The sequence below is a fragment of the Polaromonas sp. P3_B4 genome (assembly GCF_056402835.1).
This window is the reverse complement of the sequence record NZ_JBFUGQ010000001.1, coordinates 1525019-1537370: the sequence shown is the minus strand read 5'-3', so window position 1 is coordinate 1537370 and position 12352 is coordinate 1525019. Positions and strand designations below refer to the sequence as shown.

General features: G+C 63.0%; 12 protein-coding genes. 5 read left to right on the top strand and 7 right to left on the bottom strand.

The window, feature by feature from the left end; genetic code table 11:
• Nucleotides 1-1458, top strand: coding sequence for a cardiolipin synthase (gene cls / locus AC1DVV_RS07370; protein ID WP_477665951.1), 1458 nt, complete (start codon nt 1-3; stop codon nt 1456-1458).
• A 20-nt stretch (nt 1459-1478) separates the two neighbouring features.
• Nucleotides 1479-2945 carry an exodeoxyribonuclease I gene (gene sbcB / locus AC1DVV_RS07365; RefSeq protein WP_477665952.1) on the top strand — a complete coding sequence of 489 codons (1467 nt, stop codon included), beginning with the start codon at nt 1479-1481 and terminating at the stop codon, nt 2943-2945.
• A 15-nt stretch (nt 2946-2960) separates the two neighbouring features.
• On the opposite strand, the gene AC1DVV_RS07360 is transcribed toward sbcB, so the two are convergent.
• Nucleotides 2961-3356 (bottom strand): hypothetical protein, encoded by a 396-nt coding sequence (locus AC1DVV_RS07360; protein WP_457280769.1) that lies wholly within the window; start codon nt 3354-3356, stop codon nt 2961-2963.
• 738 nt (nt 3357-4094) lie between these two features.
• A complete protein-coding gene (locus tag AC1DVV_RS07355) occupies nt 4095-5192 on the bottom strand; it encodes a saccharopine dehydrogenase family protein (RefSeq protein WP_477665953.1) in 1098 nt (365 codons plus the stop codon).
• Between the two features lie 169 nt (nt 5193-5361).
• Between AC1DVV_RS07355 and AC1DVV_RS07350 the strand changes: the two genes are divergently transcribed.
• A complete protein-coding gene (locus tag AC1DVV_RS07350; RefSeq protein WP_477665954.1) occupies nt 5362-5793 on the top strand; it encodes an Lrp/AsnC family transcriptional regulator in 432 nt (143 codons plus the stop codon).
• Between the two features lie 262 nt (nt 5794-6055).
• Here AC1DVV_RS07350 and AC1DVV_RS07345 read toward each other — a convergent pair whose 3' ends face one another.
• A complete protein-coding gene (locus tag AC1DVV_RS07345; RefSeq protein ID WP_477665955.1) occupies nt 6056-6709 on the bottom strand; it encodes a glutathione S-transferase in 654 nt (217 codons plus the stop codon).
• A 20-nt stretch (nt 6710-6729) separates the two neighbouring features.
• Nucleotides 6730-7677 carry an oxygen-dependent tRNA uridine(34) hydroxylase TrhO gene (trhO, locus tag AC1DVV_RS07340; protein WP_477665956.1) on the bottom strand — a complete coding sequence of 316 codons (948 nt, stop codon included), beginning with the start codon at nt 7675-7677 and terminating at the stop codon, nt 6730-6732.
• 369 nt (nt 7678-8046) lie between these two features.
• On the opposite strand from trhO, the gene AC1DVV_RS07335 reads away from it, so the two are divergent.
• Complete coding sequence (locus AC1DVV_RS07335; protein WP_477702347.1) at nt 8047-9294, top strand: extracellular catalytic domain type 1 short-chain-length polyhydroxyalkanoate depolymerase; 1248 nt, start codon at nt 8047-8049, stop codon at nt 9292-9294.
• Nucleotides 9295-9374: 80 nt separating this feature from the next.
• Here AC1DVV_RS07335 and AC1DVV_RS07330 read toward each other — a convergent pair whose 3' ends face one another.
• From AC1DVV_RS07330 to AC1DVV_RS07320, 3 genes are all read right to left on the bottom strand, one after another.
• Nucleotides 9375-10286 carry an alpha/beta hydrolase gene (locus tag AC1DVV_RS07330; RefSeq protein ID WP_477702348.1) on the bottom strand — a complete coding sequence of 304 codons (912 nt, stop codon included), beginning with the start codon at nt 10284-10286 and terminating at the stop codon, nt 9375-9377.
• A 111-nt stretch (nt 10287-10397) separates the two neighbouring features.
• On the bottom strand, nt 10398-10703 hold the full coding sequence (locus AC1DVV_RS07325) for an EF-hand domain-containing protein (RefSeq protein ID WP_477702349.1): 306 nt from the start codon (nt 10701-10703) through the stop codon (nt 10398-10400).
• Between the two features lie 73 nt (nt 10704-10776).
• On the bottom strand, nt 10777-11319 hold the full coding sequence (locus AC1DVV_RS07320) for a hypothetical protein (RefSeq protein WP_477665959.1): 543 nt from the start codon (nt 11317-11319) through the stop codon (nt 10777-10779).
• Between the two features lie 278 nt (nt 11320-11597).
• On the opposite strand from AC1DVV_RS07320, the gene ompR reads away from it, so the two are divergent.
• The gene (gene ompR, locus AC1DVV_RS07315) at nt 11598-12347 is read left to right on the top strand and encodes an osmolarity response regulator transcription factor OmpR (RefSeq protein ID WP_477665960.1); all 750 of its coding nucleotides are present in this window, start codon (nt 11598-11600) and stop codon (nt 12345-12347) included.
• The last annotated feature ends 5 nt before the right edge of the window (nt 12348-12352 follow it).

Here is a 12352-nt window from a genome sequence, read left to right as displayed (position 1 = left end):
TTGACCCTTCCCGAACTCAGCTCAGAATGGAAAACCGGCCTCTCCCTGGTCTGGAGTGCCTACATTGCAGTGCTGTCGGTCTGGATCGTGATGCAAAAGCGCGCGCCGGTCTCCACCATGAGCTGGATCCTGTCGCTGGCCCTGCTGCCGTTTGCCGGCTTCGTGATTTACTACTTCCTCGGTCCCCAGCGCCTCAAAAAGCAGCGCCTCAAGCGGCTGCGCAGCCGCGCCGGTGCGCGTGGCGATGCCGATCTGGCCCAGTTGCAGGGCGTGGCCGAAAGAGCACCTCCGGCGCTGCGGCAGATGACCGCCCTGGGAACCGCCGCCTGCGGCCTTCCGGTGTCCAGTGCCACAGGCGTCCAGCTGCTTTCAGGCGGGGCGCATACCTTCGACAGCATCTTCCAGGCGATCCGCGACGCCCGCCATCATGTGCACCTCGAGTACTATATTTTTGAACCCGACCGCATCGGCACTGCCCTGCGCGACTTGCTGGCCGAAAGGGCCGAGCAGGGCGTCAAGGTGCGGCTGCTGGTCGATGCGCTCGGCTCCAAGCGGCTTGGGAGCCGGTTTCTGGCACCGCTGGAGACCGCGGGCGTCGAGGTTGCATTCTTTCACGATACCCGCATAGGCCGCCGCCTGCGCCCGGTGACCAACTACCGCACCCACCGCAAGATTGTCGTCTGCGACGGCCGTGTCGGCTTCACGGGCGGCGTCAACATCACCGATGAAGAAGACCGGCGCACCCGCGCCGATGCCTACCATGATGTGCACCTGCGCATTGAAGGCAGCGCGGTGCGATGGCTGCAGACCACCTTCCTGGAAGACTGGACCTATGCCACCGGCGAATCGATAGCCGACACGGACGGGACCCTTCCGCACCTGCTGCCCCTCCTGGTGCCTGACGAAGAAGCCGGCGACATTCCGGTGCAGTTTGTGACCAGCGGGCCCGACAACATGCTGGAGCCGATTCACCGCATGCACCTGGCCGCCATCAATGCCTCCACCCAGCGCGCCTGGTTGACCACGCCTTACTTTGTGCCGGGAGAACCCGCGCTGATGGCGCTGACCAGCGCTGCGCTGCGCGGCGTCGACGTGCGCCTGCTGGTGCCGCGCCGCAGCGACAGCTTTGTCGTCAGCGCCGCGGCGCGCTCCTACTTCGACGAACTGATCGCCGCTGGCGTCAAGGTCTGGGAGTACAAGGCCCGCATGCTGCACTCCAAAACACTGGTCGTCGACGACAGCTGTGCCATGGTCGGCACCGCCAATTTCGACAACCGCAGCTTTCGCCTCAACTTCGAAGTGATGGCCGTGGTCTACGGCCCCGCGCTGGCAGGGCCGCTCGCTGCGCAGTTTGAAACCGACCTGCTCAGCGCCGCGCCCGTGCGCGCACATCGCCCCCAGAACTTTTTGATGCGCCTGCTCGACGCCACGGCGCGGCTGTTTTCACCCTTGCTCTAATTACCTACTTCGAGTTCTTCATGCCCCACACCTTCCTCTGGCACGACTACGAAACCTTCGGCATCAACCCGCGCCGCGACCGGCCCGCGCAGTTCGCCGGCATTCGCACCGACGCCGAGCTCAACGAAATCGGCGAGCCGCTGATGATTTATTGCAAGCCGGCCAACGACTACCTGCCCAATCCAGAGTCCTGCCTGCTCACCGGCATTACCCCCCAGTTGTGCATGGAGCGTGGCGTGGCCGAGCACGAATTCGCCGCGCAGATCGAAGCCGTTCTGGCCGAGCCGGGCACGATCGGCGTGGGCTACAACACCATCCGCTTCGACGACGAAGTCACGCGCTACATGTTCTGGCGCAACCTCATTGACCCGTATGCGCGCGAATGGCAAAACGACTGCGGCCGCTGGGATCTGCTCGATGTCGTGCGCATGGCCTATGCGCTGCGGCCCGAAGGCATCGCCTGGCCGCTCAAGCCCGACGAACGCAGACCGGACGACGCCAGCGCCGTTCGCCCCAGCTTCAAGCTCGAAGACCTGGCGCGTGCCAACGGCCTGATGCACGAGTCGGCGCACGACGCCCTGTCTGACGTGCGCGCCACCATCGCGCTGGCCCGCCTGATCCGCAAGGCGCAACCCAAGCTTTTCGACTTTTGCCTGGGCCTGCACAAGAAGGACCGCGTGGCCGCGGAGCTCGGCCTGCCCACCAGCCCGCAAACGGCCCAGCCGTTTTTGCATGTCTCGGGCATGTTCCCGCCAGAGCGCGGCTGCCTGGCCGTCATGTGGCCGCTGGCAACGCATCCGACGAACAAGAACGAGCTGCTGGCCTGGGACCTGTCGCAAGACCCAAGTGAGCTGCCTTTGCTCGACGTTGCCACGCTGCGGCAACGCCTCTTCAGTAAATCAGCCGAGCTGCCCGAAGGCGTGCTGCGCCTGCCCATCAAATCGGTTCACCTGAACAAGTCACCCATGGTCGTGCGCAAGCTCGCCACGCTGTCGCCGGAGATGGCGGCCAAATGGAATGTAGATATCCCCGCTGCGCTGGCCAACGCCAAAAAAGCCGCCGGCCTGCCCGACATGAGCGCCCTCTGGCCCGAAGTCTTCCAGCGGCCCAAAGAGCCCACGCCGGATGTCGATGAAGACCTGTACGGTGGTTTCATCAACAACATCGACCGGCGCAGGCTCAACCAGCTGCGCGCCTTGTCCCCTGCCGAGTTGGCCCATGCCCGCATCGGCTTCGACGATGAACGCCTCGGGGAACTGGTGTTTCGCTACCGGGCGCGCAACTTTGCCGAAACCCTGTCGCCCGAAGACGCCGAACGCTGGGAAGCGCATCGCGCTGCGCGCCTGCTGGAGGGTGAGGGCGGGGCACGCAATGTGGATGCGCTGTTTGCCGAGATTGATGTGTTGGCGGAGACGGCAGATGAGAAGGGGCAGGCGGTGCTTGAGGCGCTTTATGAGTATGCGGAGATGATTGCGCCTGAGGACTGAGGCGCACAACCGGGCTCAAGGCGCGTCTTTTCTCCAGCCGGGATAGGGAAAAGGTGGCAATACCTGTTGTGAAGTCTTCTTGCCAGTATCGCGGTACACAAACTCGATTCTGACAACTCGCCATTTTTGCTGGATGAGTTTGAGATAAACCGTATAGGCATTGGGATCTCGCCCGAAATCTCCGACCTCACCGACGACCGCCACAGCATTTTCGGTATCGACCGGGCTTACGCTGGTGACAAAGTGGCCAGCGCCGGTGCCGAGGTAATAGGACTTGGCGAACAGTTCCACATTGGCTTCAAGGTTTTTTTGAGAAACCTCAGACAGCATTGACTGGGCATAGCACCCTGCAGACAAAGCCGTTATTGCTGCCGAAAAGAAAATCCGGCAGACGGTGTGTGAAATATTCATGGCGTGTGGAATTGATGTTCAACCACGGTGGCGTGTTTCACGCAGATCATAGATGCTGAGGGCGGCTGGCCGGGGGTTGCCCGGCGGCAAGTAACTTTCTTTTGCTTCGCCAAAAGAAAGTCACCAAAGAAAAGGCGACCCTGCTGTCTGCGACCCCTTCGCTTCGCTACGGGGCAACCTGCGGTGCTCGGTTCAGGCGGGGTCTCGCTCGAACTCGCTTCGCTCAGACAATCGCGATCCCTGATCCGCCTGAACCTGCGCTCCTCGGCGCAGACAGAAGGGAAGGGGCAATCGGGTGCGGGAACCGAAGACAAATGCCAGCTCCAATACCGACAAGGACTCGCCATGGCGAGTCCTTGTTTCTTCCGGTATTCGGCTGTTAGGTATTCCTTCCCCAACCCCTTGTGGATGCGCCGAGGAGCACAGGGCCAGACGGATCAGGGCAAAAACTTGTTTGAGCGAAGCGAGTTGTTTTTGACCCCGGCTGGACCGAGCACCGCAGGTTGCCCGCAGCGAAGCGAAGGGACGCAGGAACCAGGGTCGCCTTTTCTTTGCTTACTTTCTTTTGGCGATGCAAAAGAAAGTGAGTTGCATGCCGGGCAACCCCCGGCCAACCGCCCTCAGCAAAGACCGCCCCCATCAAACCAACAACAACCCAAAAAGAAGCCGCTATCAATTCAATAGCTGCTACCGCTCGCCCCCATTAACCGCAACGCCTGGTTTTCAAAAAATCAACCCTCAAGCCGCAGCCCGCTCCACCAAAGGCGCATAAGCCCCACCAAACCGGTTCCCCAGAAAATCCCCCAAAGCAATATCCTCCTGCCGCACAAACCCCTGCGCAGGCAAACGCCCGTTAGCCAGCAAATCCAGCACCGTGCAAATACCAGCCGCCGTGGTGATCTGGATCGCACTGCGCAGCACGCCCCCGACCACGTGGCTGTATACCTTGTGGGCGTAGGTCTCCTGCATCAGCCGGCCTTCGCGCTGGCCGCTCACGGTGACGAACACGATGACCACGTCCTGCATCGTTGTGGGCAGGGCGTTTTCCAGTATGTCTTTCAGTACACCGCGGCGGTCGCGCAGGCGCAGGTCGTTGAGCAGTGCCTTCATGATCGCCGCGTGGCCGGGATAGCGGATGGTCTTGTAGTTGAGGTTGGTGACCTTGCCCTGCAGCGTCTCGCACAGGGTGCCCAGGCCGCCTGAGGTATTGAAGGCCTCGTACGTCACGCCGTCGAGCGAAAACTCCTCATGCTCAGCCAGCGGCGGCACCTGGCGCAGCACGCCTTCCACAATGGCTTCGCAGGGTTCGCAGTACTCGTTGATGACGCCGTCGGTGCTCCAGGTCAGGTTGTAGTTCAGCGCGTTCGACGGGAACTGGGGCAGGGCGCCTACGCGCATGCGCACGCTGTGCAGGCTGTCAAAACGCCGGCACAGGTCGGCCGCCACGATAGACACAAAACCCGGCGCCAAGCCGCATTGCGGGATCAGCGCTGAGCGCGCGGTGCCGGCCAGCTCCCGCACGCGCCGCGTGCTGGCCACGTCTTCGGTCAGGTCCAGGTAGTGCACACCGGCTGCCACGGCAGCTTCGGCAATCGATGTGGTGAGGTGGAACGGCGCCGCGCTGAGCACCGCAAACTGCCCTTCAAGCGCTGCGCGCAGGGCGACAGGGTCGGTGACGTCCAGCACCTTCAATTGAACCCCGGCGCCGGCCTTGATACCTGCAAGTGCGGCCTGCGATGCGTCCACCACCGTCACCGCGTAGTCCTGGCTGGAGCCCAGCAGGGCGGCAATGGTTGAGCCGATTTTGCCTGCGCCTACGACCATGATCTTTTTCATATCCGCTCCTTGATGGGCCCCTCCAGGTGAAGGGCGTTGACTGATTGTGGAGCGCAGCACCGGCGGTTGGTAGTATCAATTTATACAAATAGAAGTCATAATTTAGTGAAATAGAAGGCATCTACCATCTATTTGCCTACCCTGCTTTAACCATAGTCACGCCCGGCACATGAATCTCGACGCCATAGACCAGATACTGCTCAGCGAATTGCGTGAAAACGCCCGTTGCCCGGTGGCTTTGCTCGCCCGCAAGGTGGGTTTGTCGCGCACGGCAGTGCAGGCCCGCATCGAGCGGCTGGAGCGCGACAAGGTCATCACCGGCTACGGCGTGCGCACCGGCGACGCGTATGAGCAGTCGCAGGTAGCCGCCCACGTGATGCTCACCGTCGGCCCCAAGCTGTCGGGCCCCGTGGAGGCGGCGCTACGCAAGATTCCCGAGGTCCGCTCACTGCTCTCCGTCAGCGGCACCTTCGACATGATCGCCATCGTGCAGGCCGGCTCGATTGAGCGGCTCGATGCGCTGATCGACGGCATCGGCCTGCTTGATGGGGTCGAGCGCACCAATACCTCGGTGGTGCTGTCTACGCGCATTCAGCGCTGACATCTTGCTGCTGGCGCCCCTTGAACGTGGCGCTCCTGCCGCCAGCCGATTGCTATACATTTAATAGCGGCTCGCGCCCGTTGTAATTGGTGAAAGGCCATTTTTCTTCCAAAAAAATGATGCTTCCGGACTCAAAAATGGCTTCCTGTCGGCCAAAAAGCACGTCCAAAACGGCTTTTCAGACCGATTTCAGGCATCAAATTGGCTTCCAGTCCAATCAGGATCTGCGCGAGCAGCTATTGATTTGATAGCGAATACGGCCTTACACAGCACCCGCCGGCCAAGGCGCATGCTTGCCCATCACGCCTTCATACAGCGCGCTGGTTTCAAAGCGCGCCAGCCAGGCCTGCACCTGCGGCCAGGGTTGCGCGGCAAACCAGGCCGCATCGGTATGTGCAAACTGCCGCACAAACGGCAGCAACGCCATGTCGGCCAGGCTGGCATGCGTGCCGAAGAGCCAGCCGCCAGCCAGCACGGTTTCCAGCTGGCCCAGCCAACTTGCGCATGCAGCCTGGTGTGACAAGGCAAAGCCCGCGTTGTCGCCTGCGGCTTCTTCGGGGTAGCGATTCGGGTATTTGTAGCGGTCCAGGCTGCGCTTGAAGGCACCGTCGTTGCCGGCAACCAGCGCGAGCATGTCATCAAGAGAGCCCTGCGGTGATGTGAGCCAACCCTCGGGATCATTGCGCCGCAGCGCCCACAGCATCACGTCCAGGCTTTCATCAATGACTTCGCCACCGGGCAGCACCAGCACCGGCACGGTGCCTTTGGGCGAAGCGTCCAGCATTTGTGCGGGCTTGTTCTTCAACACGACTTCACGCAGCTCATAGGGCTCGCCGCTCACGGCCAGCGCCAGGCGGGCGCGCATGGCATACGGGCAGCGGCGAAAGGAATAGAGGACGGGCAGGGCGCTGTTCATGGCCTGAAACACCAGGTGCATCAAGTGCCGGATTGCCGCACGCCGATGTGCGCGGCATTGCGCGCTTCGGCCAGCTCAACCTGGCGCTGGCGCTCGCGGTAGCCGGCTTTCTGTTCTTCCGTCGTCTTTGCATGGCAGTGCGCGCAGCTCACGCCCAACTCGTACAGCGGCGACTGGCGGTCTTCCTCGCTCAGCGGATCGCGGCACGAGCGGCACAGCGTGAAGGCGCCGGGCTTGAGGCCGTGGCCGACGGACACACGCTCATCAAACACAAAACATTCGCCTTCCCAGGTGCTTTGCGCCTCGGGCACGGTTTCCAGGTACTTGAGGATGCCGCCCTCGAGGTGGTAGACCTCCTCGAAGCCTTTGGAGCGCAGCAGCGCGGTGGATTTCTCGCAGCGAATGCCCCCGGTGCAGAACATGGCTACCTTCGGCTTTTTGCCGTCATGCGCCGCCAGCTTGCCGCCTTCAGCCATTTCGCGCTCTACCCAGCCGGGCAGCTCTGAAAAGCTGCTGGTGTGCGGGTTGATGGCGCCGTGGAAGGTGCCGATGGACACCTCGTAATCGTTGCGTGTATCGACCAGCACCACGCCCGGTTCGTTGATCAGCTGATTCCATTCCTGCGGCTTGACGTATTCGCCGGCCATCAGCGCGGGGTGGACTTCCGGCACACCCATGGTGACTATCTCGCGCTTGAGGCGCACCTTCATCCGGTAAAACGGCATGGACTCAGCCCACGCTTCCTTGTGCTCCAGCGTCGCCAGGCGCGGGTCACTGCGCAGATAGGCCAGCACGGCGCGCACACCTTCTTCAGGCCCGGCAATCGTGCCGTTGATGCCTTCTGCCGCAAGCAGCAGCGTGCCCTTGACACCATGGGCCTCACACTGCGCCAGCAGCGGCGCCTGCAGCTCGGCGAAATCGGGCAGCTCAACGAACTGGTAAAGGGCGGCGGTCAGGAATTCGGGCATGAGAAAACAGGCGAAAAGCGAAAAGAAATGTGCGGTCGTTCAAAAGAGGGCAAACAGGGCAAAGGCCGGAAAGCACGAAAAGACTCTAAACGGTGCGTGTACGCGCTGAAATGGCGCTGATAACGCGCCGAAATGGCACAAGCGCTCCCAGGCTCCATCGTAGCGGCTCGGGTTTTAGCATTTTGTAACCCCGATTTTGTGACGGAAAGCGCCGAATTCAATGTTTTATGGCCATGCTGGTAGACATTTTGTTGCAATGCAGCAAAATGACCGTGTACTTATTGATCTGGCGCAAATACCTTCCTGGAAATCAAAGTAGACGCAGACCTCGAACCGACCCCAGATGGCCCCACCACTTTTTGTCAAACCATGTCCAGAAGCATAAGCAGTCTTTGGCTTAAAAGCATGCGCCGCATGGGCAAGGCCCAGCAGGCGCAGGGCTTGCGGCTGTTTGAAAGCCTGCTTCCCAAGGTCACGCCGACGTTGCCTGCCACCACAACGCCGCGCCGGCGCAGGCCCGGGGTCAAGCTGTTGAAACCGGTGGTTGTCCGGCCCGCCAAAAAGGCCCGGCGGCCCACGGCCGCGCAGGCCCGCGCTGCCGCCGGTTTGCCCGGCACCTGGCGCAAGGCCTGGTTTACATTGCCCGGGGACGGCTTGCTCACGGATTCCCGGCGCATGCTGTACTGGCTGTATCTACCCGCCGCGGCCGCTACGGCCGCTACGGCCGTTACTGCCGGGGTTCCCGATGCCCCTGCGACACCGCGCCCGCTGGTGGTCATGCTGCACGGCTGCCAGCAGACGGCGGCTGACTTTGCAGCGGGCAGCCGCATGAACGAACTGGCCGAGCGCAAGGGTTTTGCGGTGCTCTACCCCCAGCAATCCAGTGCGGCCGACGCCCACCGCTGCTGGCACTGGTACAAGCGGGCCACACAAAACGGGGAGGGCGATGTGGGCGTGATCGCCGCCATGATTTCCCAGGTGCAGCAAAAACACGGGCTTGACGCTTCACGAACTTACGTGGCGGGCCTGTCGGCCGGCGCCGCGCTGGCGGCCATCGTGGCACTGCGCCACCCGGAGTTGATCGCGGCCGTGGGCATGCATTCCGCACCCGTGTTCGGCACCACCCACTCGCCCTTCAGCGCCTACCGGGCCATGCAACACGGCTCGGGCTCGTCTTACGATGCGGTGGCGCGCTTGTTTGCCAGCGACCAGCCGGCGTTCCCGGGCATGCCGGCCATCCTGATCCATGGCGACAACGATGCCGTGGTGCGGCGGGTGAACGCCGAGCAACTGGCCGAGCAGTTCGAAATCATCAACAACCCGGTCATTACCCAAAATGCGGCCCGCCTCGAGCCGGTGGTTCGCCGTTACCCCGAGCGCCGCAGCGGCAGGCGGCCACGCCATGCCTACCAGACCACGACCTGGTACGCCGGCCGCAAGCCGCAGCTGGTGAAGTGCGACGTAGACGCCCTGGGCCACGCCTGGAGCGGCGGAGACGCCAGCATGGAATACAGCGAGCCTGAAGGCCCCGACGCCACGCTGATGATGTGGACGTTTTTCACCTACCACCGCCGCAATGCCGCTCCGGCCGCGGCAGGGCCTGGTGCGGCGAAGTAGCTGAGCCTGAATCTGCTATTAAATCAATAGCTGCTTGCGCTTATTCCTTGCGGGCTGCAGCCTGTTTTTTCTTAAAACCGTCAGCGCGGCAGCAGCCCCGCCATAAAACTGTCAACCGCATCGGTATACCCGCCGGGCAGGCCCAGCGTGGTGTTGACCTGTTCGTGCGTCAGGTCTTGCGGCAGCACGCTGGCCCGCACGCCTTTGGCCGTCACTTTCGCAGCAAAGTCACGCGACTGTGCGCAGGGGTCATCCGCCCGTTGTGTCGAGCAGACCAGCAGCATCGGCGTGGCGTCAGCCGCCAGCACGCTGGTGGGCGACACAGTGCGCCAGTAGGCCGGGTCAGTGCCAAATACGCGGTCATAAAACCGCATGTGCCGCGCTTTCATGATGCGCTCAAGGTCCAGCGCGGCGCTGTCAAGTGCCACAGTGCCTAGCCACGGCCTGGCGCCTGACGTATAGGCCAATGCCGGCGAGGCACCCAGCAGTGCCACCAGGTGTGCGCCCGCCGAATGCCCCATAAGAATGACCTTGGCCGGATCGCCACCCCACGAGGCGGCCATGGCCTGCGTCTTGGCCAGGGCACTGGCCACATCGCGCGCCTGCACCAGCGGGTCAACCTGCGGCGACAGGCGATAACCCACCGACACCAGGATGTAGCCCTTCTGCTTGACCCACCAAGCCACCTTGTTGTCGGTCACGTTGGCCATCGCCTTGTTGCCCACCATCCAGGCACCGCCGTGCACCATGACGATGACCGGTGCGTTGGCTGCCGGCTGCTGCGGCAGGTAGGCATCCATGCGCTGGCGCGGGTCTGTGCCGTAGGCGATGTCGGGGATTTGGCGCACACCGGCCGGTACGGTGGACCTGGCGGTTTTTCTCGCCAGGCGGCCGCTGTCCTGCTGGGCAGGTGCCGGCCCGGCGTAGAGAACCGCGGTGAGCACCAGCGCAAGCGTCGGCCAGTGCGTGAGGAGGCGAGGGGCAAGGGACATGTCATGGCTCCAGTGGTATTGCGGCGGGCAGGCCGGACAGCATATCCGGCCAGCCTCTGACCTTGTGCGTCAACGATGGGTCAGGCATTCGGGCTGCGCGATGCGTAGTCGTCAGCCGGCCGGTTTGCGCGAGCCTTTTTTCGATGCCACAAAGGTCTCGATGTCGGTCAGCGAGATAGTGCCTGCATGGCTGGCGTCGATGGCGTCGAAGTTTTTGTACACCTTGGGCATTTTTGCCTGCGCCTCCTCGCGGGTCAGCTTGCCGTCCTTGTTGGTGTCGGCCGCCTCAAAGCGCTTTTGCAGTTCGGTGCGGGCTTTTTCCAGGCGGGCGGCATTGGGTGCCTGGGCATGGGCTGCGGTACCTAGTGCCAGCAGACCAATGATTGAAAGTGCGCGGAGATTGAACGAGGGGGTCATGAGAGCGCTCCAAAAAAATGAAAGTGAAGGTTGAAATTTTGAAAACCGGATTTGATGAAAGGCCCAGGCGCGCTCAACGCGACGGGCAGCTCATCGCCGCACCGGCGGCGTCGTAGCAAGTTGTGCTGCGGGTAACGCCGGTGGCCTGGTTGTAGGACGCCGTGCTTTGCACGCTGTTGCCGGTGGCAGCGCTGGTGGCCGTGGTGTTGCGGCTGGCGTTGACGGCGCCGTCAGCGGTTTTGCTGCTGCTGCCGCTGCTTTCCACGCTGCCTTTGGCCCCGGTGGCGGCAAAATTGCCACTGCGCTGTGCCGAACCGTCCGCGCTGCGGCTGGCCTGGCCGGTGCGCACGGCGGTGGCGCCGTTGGGGCCTGTGGTGGAGGCGCTGCCCGCTGTGCTGGCATTGCCCTGCCCGTCGGCGGTGGTGCTGCGGTTGCGCACCCGTGTGCCGCCTTGCGGGCCCTGGCGGGTGACTGCCCTGGTGGCGGTGGCGCTGCCATCGGCATGGGTCCGCACCACGTGGCGGCTGGCCGCTTCGGCGGGGGTGGCAAAACCTGCGGCCAGCAGGGTGCATGTCAGGGCGGTGGTCAGGGCAGTGGCGGAAAGCATGGTTTTCATGGTGAACTCCTTGAAGGTTGACGTTGAACGGTGAAGGGTCTTGAGATTCCGGCCGCATTGCAGCGCCGTGATGTCACTGTGGCCGCCAGATGTGAGCCAGGCATGGCTGCAGGCGGCCTCTTGATGACAAGGCATGAATAAATCCCGGCTTTGTCATCGTTTGTCATGATTTGCCGGGCGGGCGGCCAGACGCGGGCCGCTACCATGGGGCATCTTTCTTGCGACGGGTGTTTTCTTATGGTTGTTTCCAGCGCTCTTTTGCAGACAGGCCTTTCACGATGAGCGAGCCACTGGCCCGGGTCCTGGTGGTCGACGATGAGGCCGACCTGCGCAGCCTGCTGCAGCGTTACCTGAGCGATCAGGGTTACGCCGTGCGCACACTGGAAGACGCCAAAACCCTGGACACCCTGCTGGCGCGTGAGCGCTTCGACGTGCTGGTGCTCGACGTCATGATGCCGGGCGAAGACGGCCTGGCGGTGTGCCGCCGCCTGCGCGCGCAGGGTGAAACCATTCCCATCGTCATGCTGACCGCCCGCGGCGACCCGGTGGACCGCATCGTCGGGCTGGAAATGGGCGCTGACGACTACCTGCCCAAGCCCTTCAATCCCCGCGAGCTGCTGGCCCGCATCCAGGCGCTGGTGCGCCGGCAGCGCATGCTGGGCGCGCACAGCGGCCCGCTGCCCGGCCAGGGCACGGTGCAGTTTGGCGCCTTCACCTTGAAGCTGGAAGCACGCCGGCTGGAAAAAAACGGTGAAGACGTGCCGCTCACCACCGGTGAGTTCAGCCTGCTGCAGGCGTTGGCCCTGCACCCCAACCGGCCGCTGGGCCGCGACAGGCTGATCGAGCTGGCCTACGGCCGCGACCACGAAGCCACCGACCGCAGCATCGACGTGCAGGTCATGCGCCTGCGCAAGCTGATTGAGTCGGACCCTTCCCAGCCGGTGCACATCCAGACCGTGTGGGGCGTGGGGTATGTGTTTGTGCCGGAAGGCGGTGCGGCAAAAAACGGCAAGGCGGGCAAGCCGTGAGGCTA

Bases quoted from the DNA above. Each gene is read 5' to 3' on its own strand.
- sbcB (WP_477665952.1), top strand. From the start codon at position 1,479: ATGCCCCACACCTTCCTCTGGCACGACTACGAAACCTTCGGCATCAAC.
- AC1DVV_RS07360 (WP_457280769.1), bottom strand. From the start codon at position 3,356: ATGAATATTTCACACACCGTCTGCCGGATTTTCTTTTCGGCAGCAATA.
- AC1DVV_RS07355 (WP_477665953.1), bottom strand. From the start codon at position 5,192: ATGAAAAAGATCATGGTCGTAGGCGCAGGCAAAATCGGCTCAACCATT.
- AC1DVV_RS07350 (WP_477665954.1), top strand. From the start codon at position 5,362: ATGAATCTCGACGCCATAGACCAGATACTGCTCAGCGAATTGCGTGAA.
- AC1DVV_RS07345 (WP_477665955.1), bottom strand. From the start codon at position 6,709: ATGAACAGCGCCCTGCCCGTCCTCTATTCCTTTCGCCGCTGCCCGTAT.
- trhO (WP_477665956.1), bottom strand. From the start codon at position 7,677: ATGCCCGAATTCCTGACCGCCGCCCTTTACCAGTTCGTTGAGCTGCCC.
- AC1DVV_RS07335 (WP_477702347.1), top strand. From the start codon at position 8,047: ATGTCCAGAAGCATAAGCAGTCTTTGGCTTAAAAGCATGCGCCGCATG.
- AC1DVV_RS07330 (WP_477702348.1), bottom strand. From the start codon at position 10,286: ATGTCCCTTGCCCCTCGCCTCCTCACGCACTGGCCGACGCTTGCGCTG.
- AC1DVV_RS07325 (WP_477702349.1), bottom strand. From the start codon at position 10,703: ATGACCCCCTCGTTCAATCTCCGCGCACTTTCAATCATTGGTCTGCTG.
- AC1DVV_RS07320 (WP_477665959.1), bottom strand. From the start codon at position 11,319: ATGAAAACCATGCTTTCCGCCACTGCCCTGACCACCGCCCTGACATGC.
- ompR (WP_477665960.1), top strand. From the start codon at position 11,598: ATGAGCGAGCCACTGGCCCGGGTCCTGGTGGTCGACGATGAGGCCGAC.